At 70.5% G+C, this 21,077-nt stretch carries 13 protein-coding genes; all 13 read left to right on the top strand.

Annotated elements, in window-relative coordinates:
• The first annotated feature begins 3 nt into the window (after window positions 1-3).
• The 13 genes from tssJ to ACRYRV_RS07820 all read left to right on the top strand — a co-directional run bounded on the left by tssJ (window position 4) and on the right by ACRYRV_RS07820 (window position 21,059).
• Window positions 4-600 (top strand): type VI secretion system lipoprotein TssJ, encoded by a 597-nt coding sequence (gene tssJ / locus ACRYRV_RS07880; RefSeq protein ID WP_302140175.1) that lies wholly within the window; start codon window positions 4-6, stop codon window positions 598-600.
• A gap of 76 nt (window positions 601-676) precedes the next feature.
• The gene (tssK, locus tag ACRYRV_RS07875) at window positions 677-2,020 is read left to right on the top strand and encodes a type VI secretion system baseplate subunit TssK (protein ID WP_444985469.1); all 1,344 of its coding nucleotides are present in this window, start codon (window positions 677-679) and stop codon (window positions 2,018-2,020) included.
• Window positions 2,017-2,736 carry a type IVB secretion system protein IcmH/DotU gene (gene icmH, locus ACRYRV_RS07870; RefSeq protein WP_444985470.1) on the top strand — a complete coding sequence of 240 codons (720 nt, stop codon included), beginning with the start codon at window positions 2,017-2,019 and terminating at the stop codon, window positions 2,734-2,736. Before tssK ends, icmH begins: the two co-directional genes overlap by 4 nt.
• 13 nt (window positions 2,737-2,749) lie before the next feature.
• Window positions 2,750-6,715 carry a type VI secretion protein IcmF/TssM N-terminal domain-containing protein gene (locus ACRYRV_RS07865; RefSeq protein WP_444985471.1) on the top strand — a complete coding sequence of 1,322 codons (3,966 nt, stop codon included), beginning with the start codon at window positions 2,750-2,752 and terminating at the stop codon, window positions 6,713-6,715.
• Between the two features lie 2 nt (window positions 6,716-6,717).
• Window positions 6,718-7,671 carry a type VI secretion system-associated protein TagF gene (gene tagF, locus ACRYRV_RS07860; RefSeq protein WP_444985472.1) on the top strand — a complete coding sequence of 318 codons (954 nt, stop codon included), beginning with the start codon at window positions 6,718-6,720 and terminating at the stop codon, window positions 7,669-7,671.
• A complete protein-coding gene (tssM, locus tag ACRYRV_RS07855) occupies window positions 7,671-10,136 on the top strand; it encodes a type VI secretion system membrane subunit TssM (protein ID WP_444985473.1) in 2,466 nt (821 codons plus the stop codon). The genes tagF and tssM overlap by 1 nt, the downstream gene beginning before the upstream one ends.
• Before the next feature lie 231 nt (window positions 10,137-10,367).
• On the top strand, window positions 10,368-10,913 hold the full coding sequence (locus ACRYRV_RS07850) for an Hcp family type VI secretion system effector (RefSeq protein WP_302140187.1): 546 nt from the start codon (window positions 10,368-10,370) through the stop codon (window positions 10,911-10,913).
• A gap of 162 nt (window positions 10,914-11,075) precedes the next feature.
• Window positions 11,076-12,182: a type VI secretion system protein TssA gene (gene tssA, locus ACRYRV_RS07845; protein ID WP_444985474.1), complete on the top strand. Its 1,107-nt coding sequence runs from the start codon at window positions 11,076-11,078 to the stop codon at window positions 12,180-12,182.
• A gap of 3 nt (window positions 12,183-12,185) precedes the next feature.
• Complete coding sequence (locus ACRYRV_RS07840) at window positions 12,186-13,361, top strand: hypothetical protein (protein ID WP_444985475.1); 1,176 nt, start codon at window positions 12,186-12,188, stop codon at window positions 13,359-13,361.
• 2 nt (window positions 13,362-13,363) lie between these two features.
• Window positions 13,364-15,979 (top strand): type VI secretion system Vgr family protein, encoded by a 2,616-nt coding sequence (locus ACRYRV_RS07835; RefSeq protein ID WP_444985476.1) that lies wholly within the window; start codon window positions 13,364-13,366, stop codon window positions 15,977-15,979.
• 15 nt (window positions 15,980-15,994) lie between these two features.
• On the top strand, window positions 15,995-16,849 hold the full coding sequence (locus ACRYRV_RS07830) for a DUF4123 domain-containing protein (protein WP_444985477.1): 855 nt from the start codon (window positions 15,995-15,997) through the stop codon (window positions 16,847-16,849).
• Entirely contained in the window at window positions 16,846-20,181 is a 3,336-nt protein-coding gene (locus ACRYRV_RS07825; RefSeq protein WP_444985478.1) for a T6SS effector BTH_I2691 family protein, read from the top strand. The genes ACRYRV_RS07830 and ACRYRV_RS07825 overlap by 4 nt, the downstream gene beginning before the upstream one ends.
• Window positions 20,175-21,059: a tetratricopeptide repeat protein gene (locus tag ACRYRV_RS07820; protein WP_444985479.1), complete on the top strand. Its 885-nt coding sequence runs from the start codon at window positions 20,175-20,177 to the stop codon at window positions 21,057-21,059. Before ACRYRV_RS07825 ends, ACRYRV_RS07820 begins: the two co-directional genes overlap by 7 nt.
• The last annotated feature ends 18 nt before the right edge of the window (window positions 21,060-21,077 follow it).

Raw genomic sequence — 21,077 nt, 5'->3', positions numbered from 1 at the left:
CACATGAACAGACGCAGGGTAGGGAATGCCGGATTTCGGGCCACCGCGCTGGGCGGGCTGGCCCTGCTGCTGGCGGTGGCCAGCCTGCTGGGGGGCTGCGGGGTTGGCGGGCGCCTCGGCAACCAGCTCGACGGCACCGTCGGCGACATCCTCTTCCACCGGGACGAGCGGGTCACCGTGGCGCTGGACGGCGACGAGGTCCTCAACCCGGATCCCGAGGGCAGTCCGCTCTCCGTGGTGGTGCGCATCTACCAGCTCGACTCGCTGACGGCCTTCTCGACCGCGGCGGCGACGGAGCTGTGGCACGACGCCGGGGCGGCCCTGGGCGAGGCGCTGCTCGACGAGCGGGAGGTCATCGTCCTGCCGGGCGCTCAGGCCAGGGACAGCGCACCCATGGTCCGGGGCGCCGCCTATGTGGGTGTGGTGGCCTTCTTCCGCCAGATGCCGGACGAGCGCTGGCGCCTGGTGTTCGACGCCGACGCCATGCGCAAGGACGGCATCCTCACCTCCCCGCGGGGTGTGAGGCTGAGCCTGGTGGAGAACCGCATCGAACCCGAGGGGCGCAGCGCCAGGCTGCTGGCCTCGGCCAACGACGGCTGAGGCCGCGCCGCGCACCCGTCCGGGGCGCCTGGCGAACGACGCGGGCGAACCGCAGTGAACATCAAGGAAGCGAGCCGTGAGCAGACATAACCGCGTGATGTGGTCGCAGGGCATGTTCCTCCAACCGCAGCACTTCCAGTACCAGGACGAATTTCACCAGCACCAGCTCGGTGAGGCCAGCCAGCGTTCCGGCCCCTTCCACTGGGGGGTGCAGGCGCTGGAGGTGGACGAGGACGCCCTGGCCCAGGGGCGGCTGCAGCTGAGCCGCCTCAAGGTGGTCTTTCCCGACGGCACCCTGGTCGATGCGCCCCAGCACGACCCCCTGCCGCCGGCCCGGGACCTCGGCGAGCTGGAGGGACTGGCCGAGTGCAAGATCCACGTCGCCCTGCGCCTGGCCCAGCCCCATGCCGCCAACGTGGTGGACGACGAGCAGCGGCGCGGCCAGCAGCGGCGCTTCCGCCAGCGCTTCGACAGCCTGCCGGACCTGCTCGACGGCGAGACCGAGAACGAGCTCTCGCTGCTCGAGCTGAACGTGCGCCTGCTGGTGGAGGGCGACGACCTGGATGGCTCCAGCCACTGCCCGCTGGTGCGCCTGAAGCGCAACGCCGCCGGGGGCTTCACGGTGGACGGCGACTTCGTGCCGCCCTGCCTGCACCTGAGCGCCAGCCACACCCTGCTGGTGCTGGCCCAGCGCCTGCTGGGCGTGCTGCAGGCCAAGCACGAGGCGCTCTCCAGCCGCCGCCGGGAGCGCGCCGACCAGGTGGCCGAGTTCGGCTCCAGCGACGTGACCCTGTTCTGGCTGCTCTACACGGTCAACCGGGCCTACCCTCACCTGGCCCACCTGCTCCAGCACCCGCGGCTGCATCCCGAGCGCCTGCACGCCTGCCTGGCCGACCTGGTGGGCAGCCTGATGACCTTCTCGATGACCCACCGGCTGGAGGACTTGCCGGAATACCGTCACCAGGACCCGGCCGCCGCCCTGTTCCGGCTCGATGCCATGGCCCGGGAGCTGCTCGACACCGTGGTGCCCAACCAGTACATCCCCATCGCCCTGGAGCAGACCAAGCCCTCCTACTACGTGGGCCGCCTGCACGACCCGCGCCTGGCCAAGGCCGACTTCTACGTCTGCGTGCATGCCGACATGCCCGGTGCCCAGCTGGTCGAGCTGGTGCCCCGGGCCTTCAAGGTCGGCTCCCCCGATGACATCGAGGTGGTGGTCAACAGCGCCATGCCCGGCGGCTCCCTGGTCCACGCCACCCGGCTCCCCGTGGCCATCCCGGTGCGCCTGGACAACCACTACTTCGCCCTCGAGCCCCAGGGGCGCATGTACGAGCGGATGATGGCCGCCGAGGCCATCGCTTTCTACGTCCCCGGCGGCTTCACCAACCTCAAGATCGAACTGATGGCGGTGCTGAAATGAACCAGTACGCGGCGACTCCCCAGCACGACGCGACCCAGGCGGGCCAGGTGCGCCTGCGCACCCTGGCCCAGGACTTCTTCTCTCTGGTGCTGATGATCCGCCGGGGCGGCGAGGCCCGTAGCGTCGACGCCTTTCTCGAGCGGGTCGAGGCCTACTTTCGCGAGCTGGAGGGCCGGGTACTGGCCGCCGGCTACGCCCAGGAGCAGTTCCGCGATGCCCAGTACGCGCTCTGCGCCTTCCTCGACGAGAGCGTGCTGGCCGCCGGGGAGAGCAACATTCGTCGCCATATCGAGCTGCACCCGCTGCAGTACAAGTACTTCGGGGTGCACCTGGCGGGAGAGGGCTTCTTCGAGCGGCTCGAGGTCCTGCGTGGCGACGTCCGGGGCAACCTGGACGTGCTGGAGGTCTATCACCTCTGCCTGGCCCTGGGCTTCGAGGGCAAGTATCGGCTGGAGCACCGCGACCAGCTGCGCTACATCGCCAACACCCTGGGCCAGGACATCGCCCGCCACCGCAAGGCCCCCGACGAGCTGGCCCCCGGCTGGCAGCTGCCGGACCAGGTCGGCCAGCTGCTGCGCCACGAGGTCCCGGTCTGGGTCTACCTGGTGCTGATCGCGTTGCTCTGCGGCCTGGTCTACCTGCTCCTCGATGGGCTGCTGGGCGCTCGGGTCGACGCCCTGGTCGAGCGCCTGTCGTCCCTGTTCGACGCATCCTGAGGGCGGGCGAATCATGAGGCGACTCCTGGGATTCCTGAAGAGCTTCTGGCTGCTCTCCTTCGCGCTCTGGCTGGCCGGCGTGCTGCTCTGTGTCTGGTGGATACCGCGCCTGGGGGGTGGCCCCCAGCGGCTGGCCCTCGCCGTGGCCCTGCTCAGCGCGCTGTGGCTGCTGGCCATCGTGCTGCGCAAGTACCGGCGGGTGCGCGCCGAGCGCGAGCTGGAGAGCCTGGTGCAGCTGGAGGTCGACCGCGAGGCGGCCAGCGCCGCCTCCCGGGCCGGCGACTACGAGGTCCTGCGCGAGCGGCTGAAGTCCGCCCTGGGCATGCTCAAGGCGCGCCGCGGCCGCAGCGGCACCCTGAGCGAGCTGCCCTGGTACCTGGTGCTGGGGCACGCCTCCTCCGGCAAGACCTCGCTGCTGACCCGCTCCGGGCTCAGCACCAGCGTGGCCGGACTGGGGGCGGAGGCCGGCACCCAGTACTGCGACTGGTACTTCGGCGACGAGGCGGTGATGATCGACACCGCCGGGCGCTACGTCGCCGAGGAGCAGCCGGCCCGGGAGTTTGCCGACTTCCTGCGGCTGCTGGCCCGGCGGCGCCGGCGTACGGCCATCAACGGCCTGGTGGTGGTGGTCGACCTGCCCGCGCTGCTCAAGGCGCCCCGGGAGGAGAACCACGCCCTGGCCCGGCAGCTGATCGAGCGCATCGACGCCTACCAGACCGCCCTGGGCGCCACGCCGCCCGTCTACCTCTGCTTCAGCAAGGCCGACCTGGTGCCGGGCTTCGTCGAGGCCTTCGGCGCGCTGGAGGGCGAGCGGCGCCATCGCCCCTGGGGGATCACCTTCCCGGCGGCCGAGGTGCGCGACAGCGGCCTGGGGCGCGCCTTCCGCCAGCGCTTCGCCCCCCTGGTCGAGGCGCTGCGCGCCCACGTGGAGCGCCGGCTGGTCGAGGAGGGGAGCGTCGCCGACCTCGCCCTGCTGCGCTTCCCGGACTACGTGGCCGAGATGGAGGGGCGCCTGGCGGACTTCCTCGAGCCCTTCGACCTGCGCCACCACCCCGACACCGCCCCGCTCGCCCGGGGACTCTACTTCACCAGCGCCCTGCAGCGCGGCGACGGGCTGCCGGCGATCCTCGACGAGCAGGTGCGCGATACCTTCGCCCTTGCCGACACCCCGTCCTCCACCGGGGAAGGCGCCGCGGTGCGCGGCGAGCGCAGCTATTTCATCCAGGGGCTGTTCCGGGACGTGCTGATTCCCGATCGCAACCTGGTCCAGCACCACGCCCGCCATGGCCCGCGCCATGCCCTCAAGCCCTGGCTGGTCACCGCTGCCGGCGTGGCCGGGCTCGGCACCCTGGGCGTGCTGGGCCACGCCTACTGGCACAACCACCAGACCCTGCTCGCCGTCGACCAGCGCCTGACGGCGATGAGCCGGGCCGACGACGGCGAGCGGCTCGCGCTGCTGCAGGGCGAGGTGGCGCGCCTCAAACGCCAGGGGCGCGACGGCGTGCCCCTCTGGGAGGACGCCGGTCTCGAGGTCGGCCGCGCGCTGCGCCCCGGCCTCGAGGCGACCTGGTTCACCGCGCTGGAGCAGCAGGTGCTGGCGCCCGTGGCGGAGCATCTCGGGGAGCGCCTGGCCGAGGTCGGCGAACTGGCGGCCTCGCTGGGGCTGGAGACCGGCGTCGAGGAGATGGCGGAGGTCGCGGCGAGCGGCGTCGAGCCGCTTGGCTCCTCCCGCCTCGAGGGGGTCGCCGGCCAGGGCCGCGAGCGGCTCTCCGCCAGCGGCGAGCGCCTGCAGGACCGGCTCACCGCGCGGCCGACCCTGGGCAGCGTGCCGCGCTCCCCCGGCGACCTGGCCGGGCGGCTGCGCGGCGAGGCCGACCATCGGGTGGCCGGCAGCGCCCGGGACGCCTACTGGGGCGCGCGCAGTGACGCCCGGGACGCCCTGCGGCAGGGCGCCCGGGATGCCTGGCGCGATGGCCTGGGCGGCGGCGAAGGGGAGAGCGCGGTGCAGGCGAGCATGGCCGCCATCGAGGAGGGCCCGGCCCTCTCCGAGGCCGCCCTCAACCGCCTCGAGCCGAGCCAGGTGGCGGCGCTGATCGAGGCCTACGACGCCTTGAAGCTCTACCTGGTGCTGACCGACCCCGAGGCCCATCCAGAGGCCGCCTTCGTGCGCGAGGCGCTGCCGCGGGCCTGGCGGCAGCTGGCCGAGGCCGACGCCCGGGTGCCCGGCGACGAGGCGCTGATCCGTGACGGCGCCACCCTCTATGCCGACTACCTCGAGGCGGGGCGCGCCCCGGCCCTGCGCCGCGACGAGCGGCGAGTGGCCCAGGCCCGCGCCGACCTCAAGGCCTTCCTGGTGGAGATCACGCCGGCGGATCGCGAGTACCTGCGGCTGCGCCTGGCGGCGGAGGCGCGGTTCCCGGCCCTGACCCTGGCGGACATGCTGCCCGAGGCGAGCCGTTCGCTGATGTATGCCGGCGAGGCGGTGCCCGCCATCTTCACCCGGCGCGTCTGGGAGGAGTTCGTGCTGCCCGAGCTGACCCGGACCCTGGCCTCCGAGCCCCAGGTGGAGCGCGACTGGGTGCTGGAGGGCGAGTCCGAGCTGGACGAGCAGCAGGGCCGCGCGCAGTTCGCCAGGGAGGTGCTGGCCCGCTACAAGCTCGAGTACATCTTCGCCTGGGAGCGCTTCCTGGCCGATGTCGGCGTGCGCCGCTTCGAGGGGCTGGCGGCGTCCCGGGAGCACCTGACCCAGCTCAGCGACTACCAGCGCTCGCCGATCAAGGTGCTGCTGCAGGAGGTCGACGCCAACACCCGCTGGGATCACCCGGAGGCGGACCAGCGCCAGGCCGGGTCAGATGAGCGCGATGCCGCCGAGGCGGACGACGAGCGCGGCTGGTGGCAGCGCACCCGGGCCTGGCTGAGCGGCGGTGCCGGCGAGCAGGCGCTGGCCCTCACCGACCTGCCCCCGATCCATGACGGCATCCTGGCCGACCACTTCGAGCCGGTAGGCCAGCTGTTCGGCGCCGAGCTCGGGGCCGAGGGCGACGCCTCCCAGATGGACCGCTACCTGCTCCTGCTGCGTCAGCTCAAGGTGCGCCTCGACCGCCTGGAGAGCGGCGACGTGGGGCGGCGCACCAAGCAGCTGATGGAAGAGGTCGTGGAGGGGCGCCCCAACGAGATCACCGCGCTGCACAGCTACGTGGCCGCCAACATCGATACCTCCCGGGACGAGCTGGTGCAGTCCCTGCAGCGGCTGTTCCGCGACCCGGTGGAGTTCGCCGTGGCCAGCCTGGACGGCCCCATCGCCGCCCAGCTGGCGGCCGCCTGGGGCGACCAGGTCGCTGTCCCCTGGCAGCGCATGGTGGGCGGGCGCTTCCCGGTCAGTGACTCCAGCAACGAGGCCTCGGTGCGCGACCTGCGCCGCTTCGTCGACCCCGAGACCGGCCTGCTGACCGACTTCGCGCAGCAGGAGGTGGGCAGCCTGGAGGAGGCCAGCAACGGCAGCGGCGAGCCGCTGGTGGACCCGCGCATCACCGCCACCATCGCCCAGGGCACCAGCGTCGGGCGGGTGCTGGAGAGCCTGGCCGACGAGCAGAACGGCTTCGAGATCATGATCGAGCCCTCCTCCCGACTGACCTCGATCCGCCTGGTGCTGGACGGCCAGGAGGAGGTGTATCGCATGGGGCCGCAGTCCTGGCAGCGCTTCGTCTGGCCCGGCGAGGAGCGCCAGGCCGGCGCACGCCTCGACGTGGTCACCCACGGCGGCCAGCGGATCACGGTGTTCGACTATCCCTCTCGCTGGGGGCTGCTGCGCCTGGTGGAGTCCGCCAGCGTCACCGACCTGGACGGCGTGCGCCAGCGCCTCACCTGGCACACCGCGGCCGGGCCGGTCAGCCTCGTGGCGCGCAACTTCGGCGGGGTCAAGCTGACCGACCTCGAGCGGGTGCGGCGCCTGCAGGTCCCCACGGTAGGAGCCCCCTGAGCATGATCGGATATTTCGGCAAGGTGCCGGGGAGCGCCGACTTCGTGGCGCACAACGCGGCCTACCAGGACGTGCGCGAGCTGGATGGCTGGCTGCAGGAGGCCCTGGCCTGGCTGGCCGAGGGCGTCGCCGACTGGCAGGCGCACTTCGACGCCCTGCCGACCTGCTTCTTCCATTTCCGGGCCAGCAACGGCCAGTGGCTGCTGGGTGGCATGCAGAGCTCCCGCGATGCCAGCGGGCGCCGCTACCCGCTGCTGATCTTCCAGCGCCTGGCGGTGGCACCGGGCGCCGAGGGGCGCGTCGGGGTGCACACCCTGAGCGAGACCTTCGCCGGCCAGCTGCGCGGCCTGCTGCAGCGCACCGTGCACGGTGAGGCCAGCGTGGCGGAGATGCACGGCGCCATCGAGGCGCTGCGCGGGCTGGACGAGGCGGATCTGCGGCTGCACCAGCGCCTTCAGGGCCGTTTCCTGGCGGACGTGCGCTACCTGGACCTGGCCCGGGCGCTGGCGCCGGGCTTTCCCGAGTTCGTCGCCAGCGCCTTCGCCCTGCGCATGCAGGCCCTGCGCCAGCGGCTGCAGGGGGGCGAGGCCCTGTCGGCGGTGATGCCGCTGCCCGCCGAGCGGGCCCTCAAGCGCCCGGCGGCGGACCTCTGGCTCCACTGGCTGGAGTGCGGCGGACGGGTGCCCGCCAAGGCCAGCCTGCTGGCGGATGACTTCATGCGGCCCCGGCTGTGGCGCTTCGCCCGCGCCGACCGGGAGGCCTTCCGCCTGCTGGCGGGGCTGGCGCCGGCCGAGGCGCGCTGCGACGTGCTGGAGGCCTTCCCGCAGTTCGAGCCCCGCTGGGCCGAGGTGACGCCCCCCGCGGCCGAGCTCGACATGGCGACCTATATCACCCGCTTTCCCGACGCAGTGAACGGTGAAGAGCGCGCGACCGAGAGGCAAGGACACCCGTGGTGATGAACCGACTGAGATACGCCTTCGCGAAGTACCGCCCCTACGCGATGGCCCTCGCCTTCTTCCTGCTGATCTTCGTGATCTGGGGGCTCGGCGTGCGCTGGGGCTTCTCCGCCCTGGACAGCCTGCTGGTGGGCATCCTGGTCTTCCTGGTGGCCTCGGCGCTCTACCTGCTGCTGCTCTACCGCGGCGCGGGGGAGAAGCGCGACGTCGAGTCGCTCCTGGTCCAGCACGCCGACGAGGCGGTGCTGGGGGCCGCCCCCGAGGACCGCGAGGAGGTCAGCCTGCTGCGCGAGCGGCTGCTCCAGGCCCTGGAACGCATGAAGAAGACGCCGGGGGGCAAGGGACGCCGGCGCGACCTGCTCTATCGCCTGCCCTGGTACCTGGTGATCGGCCAGCCCGCGGCGGGCAAGAGCACCCTGGTCTACCGCTCGGGGCTCGACTTTCCCTTCGCCGACCGCGAGGGGGCCCGGGTGGCTGGGGTCGGCGGCACCCGCCACTGCGACTGGTTCTTCAGCAGCGAAGCGGTGCTGCTGGACACCGCCGGGCGCTACGTCAGCGACCAGCAGGAGGTGGGCAAGTGGCGCGCCTTCCTGGAGCTGCTGCAGCGCCATCGCCCGCGCCGGCCGCTCAACGGCCTGGTGGTGGTGGTGAGCGTCGATGAGCTGATCGGCAGCGAGGCCGAGGCCCACGAGGCCCTGGCCCGCCGCCTGCGCGAGCGCATACAGGAGACCCACGAGCTGCTCGGCACGGTGCTGCCGATCTACCTGGTCTTCACCAAGAGCGACCTGATCCCCGGTTTCCGGCAGTTCCACGCCCAGCTGGACCCGGCCCGGCATGACGACGTGCTGGGCATGACCTTCCCGCACCAGGACTTCGCCGAGGCCGACTGGGGGGCGCGCTTCGCGGGGGCCATGTCGCGGCTGGTGGCGCGCTGCCGGGCCATCGGCGAGCGGCGTCTGATGGAAGCGGACGTGGCGCGCACCCGGGAGGCGCCCGCGGCACTCGAGTTCCCGCTGGAGCTCGAGGCCCTGTCGTCGCGGCTGTCGCGCTTCGTTGCGGCGCTGCTGCAGGCCAACCCCTACCAGTCGGCCCCGCTGCTGCGCGGCTTCTATTTCACCAGCGCCCTGGCGGATGGCCAGCCCGCCCGGGGCGCCCATGCCCAGCGGATCGAGCAGCGCTTCGGGCTCGCCGGCGGCCGCGGCCTCGAGGCTCGCCAGGACGGCAAGAGCCTCTTCGTGGCGGGGCTCTTCTCCCGGGTGATCCTGCCCGACCAGCACCTGGTGGGGCTCTATGGCGGGCCCAACGCCGCTCGCCGGCGCCAGCTGCGCTGGTGCTGGGGGGCGCTGGCGCTGGCCGCGCTGCTGGTGACCGCCTGGGGGGGCTCCTTCTATCACAACGCCCAGGAGCTCGATGACATCGAGGCGCAGCTGGCCAGGGCCCAGCAGACCGACGCGCGTGCCGCCACCGGGTATACCCGCTGGGAGACCCTGGACACCCTGCGCGAGGTGGCGCAGCGCTACGCCGAGCGCCACCGGGAGGGCGTGCCGCGGGCGATGGGATTCGGCCTCTACCAGGGCCGGGCGCTGGAGCCGGCGCTGCGCGACACCTACTTCACCCGGCTGGGGCACGACATGCTCACGCCGGTGGCCGACAACCTCAACCAGGCGCTGTTCGTGCTGCCGACGATCCCGGTCTATCGGCCGGGAGAGGGCGGGCGCCTCACCGGCATCGACATCGAGAGCGTCGAGCCCCAGGCCCGCCCCCGGGACAACTCGCCCCAGGCCCTGGCGGACTTCGGCACCGCGACGCTCGCCACCTACCTCGAGCTGACGCGGACCCCGCGTGAGCGGGTCGATGGCGAGCTGCTGCGCGAGCGGCTGCCGGACTACTGGTACCCGGCCATCGCCGAGGCCCGGGAGGGGGCGCGTGACCCCCGCGAGTTCGGCTATGCCAGCCGCCAGATCGACTTCTATGCCGACCAGATCCACGCCGCGGACGTGCCGCGCCCCGACGACAACGCCTTCCTGGTGTCGTCGAGCCGCAACTACATCGACGGCCTGCAGAACCGCTCCTTCCGGACCATGGAGACCATCACCCTGGAGGCCGACGCCCTGTTCGCCTTCGGCCGGGGGGACCTGGAGGGCCTGCAGGGCGCGGGCCAGCACCAGCTCAACCGGATCGCCGAGCGGCTGGCCAATACCGCCGACGTGGGGCGTGTCACCGTCACCGGCCACGCCGACCGGATCGGCTCGGCCGCGGCCAACCGCCGGCTCTCGCTGGAGCGGGCGGAGACGGTGCGGACCTACCTGGTGGGCCGGGGCATGGCGCCGGAGCTGGTCGAGGCCGAGGGCGCCGGCAGCGAGCGCCCGCTGGTGACGTGTGACGACGGCCTGAGCCGCGCCGAGCTGATTCGCTGCCTGGCGCCGAATCGACGGGTGGAGATTGAGGTCCGCGCGCTGAACTAGCGCGTGGGCAGGCGCCACGGGCGCCACAGGGAGGTGGTCGGTCGCTTCACGCAAGGGGCCGACGCCACAGGCAGGACCACTGGGGGCCCGTGAGGCCTCCTGGCGGTAGCGTGCCTGAAAAAGGGCCCCGGCGAGCAGTGGGAGTGGAATCGCCTTCTCGCCCGGGCCAAGTGCATCAACCGTTACACGCTGTTGATGTTAAACCATCGCAAGCAAAGGGAAGTTCTAATCATGGCATTCGATGCATATCTCAAGATCGACGGCATCCCCGGTGAGAGCCTGGACGCCAACCACACCGACTGGATCGAGCTGCTGAGCTTCGAGTTCGGCGCCAGCCAGGCGACCTCCGCTACCGCCAGCTCCGCCGGTGGCGCCTCGGCCGAGCGCGTCAACCTCAGCGAGTTCGCCGTCAAGAAGTTCATCGACAAGGCGTCGCCGAAGCTGTTCGAGGCTTGCTGCCGCGGCCAGCACATCAAGGAGATCACCCTGCAGGTCCACCGCGCCGGTGGCGAGCAGGTGCGCTACCTCGAGGTGAAGATGGAAGAGGTCATCGTCTCCTCCACCGAGATGGAAGGCATGGCGAGCTTCTCCCAGAACGGTGGCGGTGGCAGCACGGACTCCGTGCATGACTCGCGCCACGACCTGCCCTCCGAGGAGGTCAAGTTCAACTACGCGCGCATCAAGGTGACCTACACCCAGCAGAAGCGTCAGGACGGCCAGGGCGGCGGCAACATCGCCGGCGGCTGGGACCGTACGCGCAACCGCGTCTACTCCTGAGCCTGAACGGTTCGGGTGTGCGGCCATGGGGGAAACCCCATGGCCGTTTCCCACGCCGTGCTCCGGCCAATGCCGGGGAGAGGGGGGGCTGCGGCGCTCCTCTCCCGGACGTTGCCCAGGGTGGCATGACCCGCACTCACGCTGTTATCGAGAGGAATCCAGATGGTCGAGGACTGGGATCGCGATGCCCTGCTCGCGCCGATCGGCGAACACGGCACCGGGGAGGACCTGAGCTTTTCGCTGCTCATGGACCAGATCAAGGAGGCGCGCCGCGCCGACCCCACCTACCTCAGCCAGGGGGAGTGGCAGGCCGACCTCAAGAAGGCCGACTGGAACGAGGTGATCGCCCTGTCGGCCCAGGGGCTGGCCGAGCAGAGCAAGGACCTGACGCTGGCCGGCTGGCTGTGCGAGGGGCTGGCCCACCGCCATGACTTTGCCGGCATGCGCTACGGCCTGGAGCTGGTCACGGCGCTCTGCCAGCGCTACTGGGAGGCGCTTCACCCGACCCTGGAGGAGGGCGAGGAGGAGCGCCTGGCGCGGCTGGTGTGGCTGGACGACACCCTGGCCGCCATGGTCGCGGGCATTCCCCTGCTGGCGGGCCAGGGTGACGCCCCGGGCCATGGCCTCGCCCGCTACGAGGAGTCCCGCCAGGTGGAGAACCTGGCCCGCCACGACAGGGAGGCCATGGAGGCCGCCCTGGCCGACGGCAAGATCAACGCGGAGATCTTCCAGCGTGCGGTGGTGCTGACCGACACCGAGACCTTCACCCGGCGCCATGAGGAGATCGCCGCCTGCCAGGCGGCCCTCGAGGCGCTGGACCAGGCCCTGACCGAGCGCCTGGGCGACCAGGCGCCGCCCTTCACCCGGCTCAGGGGGGCGCTGGGCGACTGCCTGGCGCTGATCGAGCGGCTGCTGGCCGAGCGCGGGGTCGACCTGCATCCGGCACCGGAGGCCGCGGCCGAGGCGGACGCCGCCGCCGAGCCCGCGATCGAGGCGCCCGCCCCCGCTACGGCAGCGGTGCCCGGCGCCGCGCCGGCGGCGCTGCGCACCACGCCCCAGAGCCGCGAGGAGGCCTTCGAGATGCTCCAGGGGGTGGCCCAGTTCTTCAAGGGCAGCGAACCCCACAGCCCCGTGCCCTACCTGGTGGAGCGCGCCGTGCGCTGGGGCCGCATGCCGCTGGAGGAGTGGCTGCGCGACGTGATCCGCGAGGAGCACGTCATCGACGGCATTCGCGAGACCCTGGGCACCCAGCGCCGGGACGAGGGGTAGGCGATGTCCAGGGCATCGATCTTCGATCGACTCTCCGAGCGCCCCGAGCCGGCCAGCGCTGCGCAGGCCCCCGCTGCCCGGCGCCATGACTTTCGCACCGATCGGCTGCGCCTGGTCGACGGCCTGGCGCTGACCCCTGCCGGCCTGGTGGCGGCGGGCGAGGTGCCGGCCCCGGCGCGGCTGGCGCAGTCCCGGGAGCTGCACGGCCCGGACGGCTTTCGCCTGCTCGTCCAGGCGGTGCCCGAAGTGGTGCCGGAGCCGGCGCCCGGCCTCGATGCCAAGGCGCAGCGGCTGCAGGCGCTGCTCCAGGGCGTGCTCGTCGATGCCTTGATGTTGCTGGACGCGCTGCCCGAGGGCGAGGGGTTCGACATCGTGCTGAGTGCGCCGCTGCGCACCGCGGCGGCCGAGGTCGTCACCGATGGCCTGCGCCGCGCGGTGGCGGCCACCGAGCTTGCCCGGGGGCTGGGCGAGCTCCGCCACCTGGCCGCCGGCCAGGACCCCCACGCCGCCCTGGCAGCGCCCGACGGCCAGGGCCATGTGCTGTGGCTGGTCGTGGATTCGTTGCTCAACCTCGAGGACATCGCCGCCCTGCACCGCCGCGACCGGCTGGCGCTGCCCACCCGCCAGGCCGGGCTCTACCCGGGCGAGGCGGCGGTGGCGCTGCTGATGCAGCGGGTTCCCGAGGGCGGGGAGGGTGGGGAGGACGAGCCGGGTGCGCCGGCCCCGGGCTGGTGGCTCGATGCGGCCATCCGGCGCGAGCACACGGGGCGGGCCACCCTGGGCGCGGCGGCCCGCCAGCGCCTGGTCGCCGAGCTGCTGGCCCAGGCCTGGTCCGCCGGCGAAGGCGGCGAGGATGACCCGCCGGCCTTTCTGGTGGTGGATTCGCTGGGGCTGCCGGGGCGGACCCAGGAGCTCGTCGGCCCGCTGCTGGAGCGCTGGCCGGCCCTGGACATCATCGATCAGGGCCTCGGCGTGGATACCTGGGGCGGCTGGCCGGGCGAGGCCCTCACGGCGCTGCAGCTGGCCCTGGCGCGGGCCGCGCTGGCCCCCGGCGAGAGCGCCCTGCTGCTCGGCCTGGCCGAGGAGGACGGCACCCGCGCCCTGACCCTCCGGGCCTGTGATGAGGCCACCACCGACGACCACCCGGCGACGCCGCCGGCCGACCGCAGAAGGAGCTGAACATGGCGGAAACACGCTTGCTGGATGACATCCTGGCATCCTTCGATGTAACGCTGACCCAGCACGAACGGCTGCTGACCCTGCGCCTGGGCGGCACCGACTTCGTGCCCCACCGCCTGGTGGGCGAGGAGCGCCTCTCGCGCCCCTTCACCTACACCCTGGACTGCGTCTCCCAGCGCGGCGACCTCGAGCTCAAGACCCTGATCGCCCAGCCCGCCGACCTGGCCATCCGCCAGGCCGACGGCACCTATCGGCCGCTCTCGGGGCTGGTGGAGTCCGCCGCCCTGCTCGGCGAGGATGGCGGCGTCTTCTACTACCAGCTCACCCTGGTGCCCTGGCTGGCCCTGCTCGAGCTCGGCCGCGACAGCCGGATCTTCCAGGACAGGAGCGTGGTCGAGATCCTCGAGGCGGTGTTCGCGGCCCACGCCGCCACCCTGGGGGAGGGGGTGGTGCGCTGGCGCTTCGACCTGCGCCGGGAGGTGCCGCCGCGCAGCTACTGCGTGCAGTACCGCGAGAGCGACTACCACTTCGTGCAGCGGCTGATGGAGCAGGAGGGGCTCTGGTGCTACTTCGAGCACGCCGGCGAGGAGGATGACGCCAGCGGCCACTGCCTGGTGATCACCGACGACGCCGACACCTGCGCCCCGGTGGCGCCCCAGGCTATCCGCTTCCACCGCCAGGCCGCCACCGAGCGCACGGACACCCTGACCCAGTGGGGCGGGCGCCGCCGCCAGCAGCCCACCCGGGTCAGCCTGGCCACCTTCGACTACAAGCAGCCGGCCCTCGATAAGCGCACCGGGCTCGACACCGTCGGCGACCAGGGCAACCTGCCGCCCCTCGAGGCCTACGACTATCCCGGCGAGTATTACTACCTCGACCACGGCCGCGGCGAGCGCCTCACCCTCAACCGCTTGGAGGCCCTGGAGTCCCGGGCCAAGCGCTTCCACGGCGCCGGCGGCGCCCGTCAGCTCCAGGTCGGCCGCTGGTTCGAGCTGACCCAGCACCCCCGCCATGACCATGGAGACAGCAGCGAGCGCCAGTTCCTGGTGCTCGGCCTGACCGTGCACGCCGAGAACGCCCTGCCGGTCTCGGCCCACCTCAAGGCCCTGCCCGGCAGCCTGCAGCCCCAGCTCGACGCCGCCCGCCGCGCCCATGGCCTCGACCACGCCGAACGCGACGACTACCGCCAGGCCGGCACCGGCCACTACCTGGTCGAGCTCGAGGCCCAGCGCCTGCATCAGCCCTATCGCAGCCCCCTCGACCACCCGCGCCCGGTGGTCGGCGGCCCCCAGACCGCCATCGTGGTCGGCCCCCCCGGCGAGGAGATCCACACCGACCCCCTCAACCGGGTCAAGGTGCAGTTCCACTGGGACCGCCACGCCCATGACGAGGGGCAGGGCAACGCCAACGCCAGCGCCTGGCTGCGCGTCGCCCAGCCCAACGCCGGCGCCGGCTGGGGCGGGGTCTTCGTGCCGCGCATCGGCCAGGAGGTGATCGTCGACTTCCTCGAGGGCGACCCCGACCGGCCGCTGATCACCGGGCGGGTCTACAACGGCGACCAGACCCCCGAGTGGCACAGCCACGGCCTGCTCTCCGGCTTCAAGACCAAGACCTACCGCGGCCACGGCTACAACGAGCTGGTGTTCGACGACGCCACCGACCAGGAGCGCATCAGGCTCAACTCCGAGCACGCCAGGAGCCAGCTCAACCTCGGCTACCTGATCCACCAGCAGGGCAACCGCCGCGGCGCCTTCCGCGGCACCGGCTTCGAGCTGCGCTCCGACGCCTACGGCGCCATCCGCGCCAACGAGGGGCTCTACCTCACCAGCTGGGGCCAGCTCGGCGCCGGCGGCGACCAGCTCGACCTCAGCCCCGCCACCCAGCAGCTCGCGAGCGCCTGGCGCCTGGCCGAGAGCCTGAGCGACAGCGCCGTCGAGCACCGCGCCGAGCCCCTCGAGGCCCGCGAGCACCTCAAGCAGGCCGGCGACGACACCCGGGAGACCTACGGCCAGGCCGGCGACGCCGACCCCGACCACGCCACCGCCCAGGGCGCCAGCCAGGGCGGGCGCGGCGAAGCCGCACGCCTCAGCGCCCCCTGGCTGCACCTCGCCTCGCCGGCGGGCATTGCCCTGAGCACTCCCGAATCCAGCCACCTGGCCCAGGGCCGCTCGCTGAGCGTGACCAGCGGCGAGGACATCAACCTGGCCGCCGGGCGCAGCCTGATCGCCTCGCTCTCCGAGACGCTCTCGCTGTTCGTGCAGCGCGCCGGCATCAAGCTGTTCGCCGCTCGGGGCAAGGTCGAACTCCAGGCCCAGAGCGACAACCTGGAGCTGACCGCCGAGAAGGATGTGAAGATCACCTCTACCGAGGGCAAGGTGCGCATCGAGGCCGCCGACGAGATCCTGCTCACCAGCGGTGGCGGCTATGTGCGCATCAAGGGCGGCGACATCGAGATCCACGGCCCCGGCAGGGTCGACGTGAAGGGTGCCCAGCACAGCTTCGGCGGCCCGACGAGCATGGGCAGCGACCTGCCCGACCTGCCGAAGGGGGAGCTCGAGGCGTGCCCCAGCCGTGCCATGAGCGCGGCCGGTGACGGCCAGGGCATCCGCAAGGCCTAGGAGGAGGAAGCTCCCATGCGTCACTACCTCCTGCTGGACCCCCAGCGGCACGACCCGGCCCTGGCGGACGAGCCCAGGCGCCGCCATGCCCTGGAGGCGCTGGCGAAGGCCTCTCCGCCCGGGGTCTATCTGCTGGGTGGCGCCGCGGACGAGCGCCCACCCGAGGCGCGGGTGCGGCTCTACGCGGTGGAGAAGGGCGACGCGCTCTGGCAGGCGAGCCAGCGCTGGGCCGCGACCGAGAAGGGACGTCTGAGCGTCTGCGGCTGGCTGGAGAGCCCGCTCGCCCTGAGCCCGCTGGGGCGCCACCTCGACCGCCTGATGATCCAGTCCCATCCCGAGCAGGGGCGCGTCCACTTCCGCTTCTTCGACCCGCGCACCCTGCACCACCTGGCGCTGATCCTGACGCCCCACCAGCGGGCGTCGCTCCTGGGGCCGGTGACGCGCTGGGAGTACGTGGATATCAACGGCGAGCGCCAGGTGCTGGAGCACCACGGCGCGCTGACGACCCGCTTCCGGCTGGAGGCAGACCAGTGGGGCTCGATCGAGCGCCTGGCCAGGATCAACCTCTGCCTGAGGGGGTGGCAGCACAACGTGGCCCCGGCCCCGCTGCCCCGGGACGCCTCGCGGCGGGTCGAGCACTTCGTGCGGATGGCCGAGGGCTACGGGCTGGATGAGGAGGCCGAGCTGATCGCCTTCGTGCTGCACGGGCTGGCCACCCGGGCGCGGTTCGATCGCCATCCCCTGATGGCGGAGGTGCTGAGGCAGTGCCGCACCCGCGGCATGAACTACCTGACGCTCACCGATGGGTTCTCCGAGAGCGAGTGGGCGAGGATCACGCAGGAGAGCATGGAAGAGGACATGAAGGGATGACGACACTGAATCCAGCGACCGCCAACGCCTCGGCCAGGAGCCAGGGCTGTGCCGGCGTGGGGCCCGATGACTGCCGCTACTGCATGCGCCAGGGGCTGCCGATCCTGCCCGTACGCTATGCCATCTGCCAGGTGGACGAGAACCCCGATGTGCCGGCACTGCCGGAGGAGCGCATCGGCGAGCTCTACCCCCGGGATGCCGAGGGCAACCCTGTGGCCGTCGATCTCGACACCCTGATCGACGAGGAAGGCCAAGCGGTATCGGGACAGGAGCGGAAGAACCGCTATATCCTGAGAAAGCTGCGCGGGGGCTTCCTCTACGTCTATGACGAAGGCAACGACCGCTGGTACGCCTACCAGGTCACCGACACCGCCGAACTGCTGCAGTTTCGCCCCGGCGAACCGCCGGAGGAGATCACTCCCCCGACCTTTGCCTGCCACGAGAAGGCCCATCGGGCGAGCGCTTCCCTGATCACCCTGCCCGATGCCGCCACCACCGGCACGGCCTGGCTGGCCTTCGTCGAGAGCCCCTGGTCGGAAGCGTTCTGGGAGCAGGTGGCCGCGGACGCCGAGTGGCGGGAGCGCCATATGCAGCGCTTCGACGTGGAGGCCTGGCTCAACGCCGGCCAGGCCGAGTACGCCTTTCCCCAGGCGGAGATCGCCACCCTGGTGCCGGAATACCTGTCGGCCGGGCCGGGCGCCGACCCCTTGAGCTGCAGTGCGGCGCGGAGCCAGCTGAATGGCCACTGCCTCGCCCCTCGCCTTGAGGCCACGGGCAGCGAGTTTGACGACCTGCAGGCGGCCATGAACGCCCGCATCGCGGACAATCGCGACCTGGAGGGCAGGGCGGGCCAGGGCGTCATGCTGGCCATCAAGGATGAGGTGGGCATTCTCGAGGAGCTCAATGACTACCGCCACCGGCCGATCGAGGCGCTGCGGGTCCACCAGGCCGCCGACGAGAAGCGCCCCAGGGAGGCCCAGTGGCTGGCCTCCGTCACCAAGCTGAGGGAGGCCCTGGAAAAAGAGGCGGAGAAGGAGATCAAGGAGCTCGATAGCCGCCTGACGGCGGAGATCGAGCAGTTACAAGTGACCCCAGGGGGGCCTGCCGGGCATTACCGCCAAATAGAGCTTCGTCATCAGCGGCCGCGCCGTATCGCGTCGGAAAAGAGGCGTTGGGAAAAAGTCCTGAAAGAGGAGCTTCCCAAGTATTACGACGAGAGCAAACAAAAGGACATAGAGAAGAGGCTGCAGCCGCTACAGAACGCCGTCGACGCCATCGTGCCACGCATGGATGCCGACTACGCCCAGTGGTTGATGCATGGCCTGCGCGATGCGCTGGACCGCTACGACCACCTCTCCCCCCGCTATGGCGAGCGCGTGACCGAGATCGTCGGCAATGCCCTGAGGGGGGGCGTTCTCTCCGCCAGTAGCGCATGGGCCTGGGAGCATCTGCTGACGCAGCTGAATGACGCCGAAAATCCCATCGTGCGCGCCTACTTCCACAACCATCGTGAAACCGCGGAAGCCTTCGTGGCCGATGCCCTGGCGCTGGGGGAGGGCACCGCCTTCTTTGGCGAAGTGAAGCTCAAGGACTGGTTCAACCAGCTGAAAGGCCTGCGCGATGTGGCCAACAGTGGCCGGAACCTGGCGGAATTCGAGGCCAGCCGCCGGGCGCTCTCTGATCTCGGCACCACCATCCTCGGCGCCGCAGGCGCCCTGCTGGGCCAGGAAGCGGCGGACCAGGCCGCCGGTGGCCGGCCCGTCGCTCCGCGCAGCGGGATCATGGTGCAGTATGCGCGGCTGTTGCAGGTCGATGGCCTGGTCACCACGCCGGATGCCAGCTTCGCTTCCGGCGCCAGCTATGTGGTCGAGATGGAGGTCACCATGGGCGACTATCGTCGCCTCGTCAGCTACCTGGCCAACCCGGACGGCTCGGCCCGCCGAGGCCCCGACGGGGAGCCGCGCTACGTCGACCCGCTGGAGAACGGCGCGCGTACCGGCGGCAACCTGCCCGGCCCCGACGTGGCGGACGCCACCCGCGTCAAGGTGCTGTGGCAGATCCGGGATAGCGATCTCGCGCGCGTCGCCGGCTATGTGGAGGGCATCGACGAAAACGCGCTGACCGCAGGAGGCAAGCCGGTCACCCTTCCCCTGGTGGAGCGCCAGCGCATCATCGACGAACAGCGGCGCCTGTGGGGGCGCCTGAGGGTCGGTGACAAGGCCGTCCAGCTACCCGTGACCGCCCTGGCGCTGCTCAGCTTCTTTGAAGCGGGCAAGTCCCTCGCCGACAAGCCGCGCAGCCTCGAGCACTGGTGGGGCCTGCTCGGCGCCATGGGGGCTCTCACCCAGCTCGCCTTCGAGAGGGCCGCCGGCAACGCGGTACGCCGCGGCCTGGCCACCAGCGGCACGCTGGCCGATGCGCGCATTCTCAGGGGCGCCCAGTACGGTAGCGTGGCCCGGCACCTGGGCCGGGGGGTGGGCGCCATCGGCCTTATCGATGGCTTCCGGGCGCTGGGCGAGGCCGGCGCCATGGCCCGGCGCGGCGAGCTGCGCGAGCGGGTGCGCCACAAGCGGTATCTGGGGGGCGTCACCATCGGCGGCGGCATCCTCGCCATCGCTGCCAGCTCCCTGGTGCTGGTTCCGCTGGTGATCGGTGTCATCAGCCTGGTGCTGGTGTATCGGCTGGCCCGCCTGGTGCCGTGGCATATCGAGACCTGGCTACGCCGCAGCCTCTACGGCGTGCAATCAGAGCGGCTACGGTTTCAGCCGTTTGCCAACGGCCTGGAGGAGCAGGACTCGCTGACGATGGTGTTCAGCGGCATCGAGTTCGATATGGAAGCGCTGCGCGCCAACTTCTCGATGCAAGACGCTCGTGCAGCGGCTGAACTCCACCGCCAGGCGCACGCCGACCGCCGTGAGCTGACCGCCGAGGAAAGGGAGTTCTTGCAAGGTGATAGCACCATGAACCTGACGGCCACGGCGAGCTTCCCGAAGGATCTGGCGGGATCGTTGACAGTTTTGGTGAATTACCAAAATGAAGCGGGGGATGAACAATATTTGGGCGGGGCAAGATATGCCGATGGTGACATATTGCCGGTGGATCAGCATGGTCGGGCAACCTCTTCAGGTGCGCCAGATGTTGTGGGTGGTGCTACGCCGTCCATTGAGACAGGTAATGCATTTATTTTGGAGCCGGCCGGTGACAAAAAGACCATCCTGCTTGAAACGGATCTTGACGCAGCAGGAGGACGGCTCGAGGCTAGGTTGTTGTATACTTCGAACTTTGGTCAAATCCATCCTGTTCGTTATTATATGGAGCTTTCAGAATGGTAAAGTTTATTTTTTTTACAGCCTTGCTGGTGCTTTCCTCGCTCGCTCAGGCGGGAATGATATTTGATGAGAGTGAAAAAGTCGTAGAGATTTTCCAAAGTCAGGACTTCGACGTTAATCTGGCCAAGGCGGAGGAGGGTGACGTTCGGGCTCAGTATTTAGTGGGGGCGGCATACCTGTATGGTCTCGAGGAGCAAGAGGTTGAGGTAGACTACGAAAAAGGTCTGCACTGGTTGAAGGTAGCCGCCAAGCAGGAGGCAGCAGAAGCCTATTCTGAATTAGCGAGGATATATCGAGACGGAATGGGGGTAGAAAAAAACATCGGAAAGTTTGAGAAGTATCTTGCCGAAGCGGGCGAGCGGGGGCTGCTCTCAGCAAGATCTTATCTTCTGGACCTCCATCGAGATGGAGATTCCGAGCTTGGTATCGAGCCGAATGAGGAAAAATACCTCTACTGGCTTGAGGTAACCGCAGAAGGTGGGCTGACAATGTCTATGCGAAACCTGGCTCGTAGATATCAGCAGGGACGTGGCTTTGAAGTGGATTATGAAAAGGCTTTTGAATGGGTTATGCGGGCAGTAGAGCTTGATGACATTGGCGCACAATATATGGCGGGTGAATACTACGAGAAGGGCATGGTGGTAGAGAAGGACCTGGTCAAGGCCTACATGATGTATGACCTGTCAGGCACCGTCCCCAGCACAAGAAGAGACGAACTGGAGGAGCGAATGACTGAGGAGCAGATCGAGGAGGCCATCGCTCGCTCCTGGCAGTGGCAGCTGGAGCATAACAGCTACCGCCCCAGCTCCAACGGCAACCGCTATCGGCCCGATGTGAGCGACTTGGAGCCGCTGTCCCTTACGCCGGAATCGGATCAATAAAGCCAGTGCCTTCAGGGA

It is taken from the genome of Halomonas mongoliensis (assembly GCF_052496345.1).
The sequence above is the reverse complement of the archived record's forward strand: the minus strand, read 5'-3'. Positions and strand labels throughout refer to the sequence as shown.

Excerpts from the sequence above, each read along its gene's own strand:
- ACRYRV_RS07830 (WP_444985477.1), top strand. The coding sequence starts at position 15,995 with ATGCGTCACTACCTCCTGCTGGACCCCCAGCGGCACGACCCGGCCCTG.
- ACRYRV_RS07840 (WP_444985475.1), top strand. The coding sequence starts at position 12,186 with ATGTCCAGGGCATCGATCTTCGATCGACTCTCCGAGCGCCCCGAGCCG.
- tssJ (WP_302140175.1), top strand. The coding sequence starts at position 4 with ATGAACAGACGCAGGGTAGGGAATGCCGGATTTCGGGCCACCGCGCTG.
- tagF (WP_444985472.1), top strand. The coding sequence starts at position 6,718 with ATGATCGGATATTTCGGCAAGGTGCCGGGGAGCGCCGACTTCGTGGCG.
- ACRYRV_RS07835 (WP_444985476.1), top strand. The coding sequence starts at position 13,364 with ATGGCGGAAACACGCTTGCTGGATGACATCCTGGCATCCTTCGATGTA.
- ACRYRV_RS07825 (WP_444985478.1), top strand. The coding sequence starts at position 16,846 with ATGACGACACTGAATCCAGCGACCGCCAACGCCTCGGCCAGGAGCCAG.
- icmH (WP_444985470.1), top strand. The coding sequence starts at position 2,017 with ATGAACCAGTACGCGGCGACTCCCCAGCACGACGCGACCCAGGCGGGC.
- ACRYRV_RS07850 (WP_302140187.1), top strand. The coding sequence starts at position 10,368 with ATGGCATTCGATGCATATCTCAAGATCGACGGCATCCCCGGTGAGAGC.
- ACRYRV_RS07865 (WP_444985471.1), top strand. The coding sequence starts at position 2,750 with ATGAGGCGACTCCTGGGATTCCTGAAGAGCTTCTGGCTGCTCTCCTTC.
- tssM (WP_444985473.1), top strand. The coding sequence starts at position 7,671 with ATGAACCGACTGAGATACGCCTTCGCGAAGTACCGCCCCTACGCGATG.
- tssA (WP_444985474.1), top strand. The coding sequence starts at position 11,076 with ATGGTCGAGGACTGGGATCGCGATGCCCTGCTCGCGCCGATCGGCGAA.
- ACRYRV_RS07820 (WP_444985479.1), top strand. The coding sequence starts at position 20,175 with ATGGTAAAGTTTATTTTTTTTACAGCCTTGCTGGTGCTTTCCTCGCTC.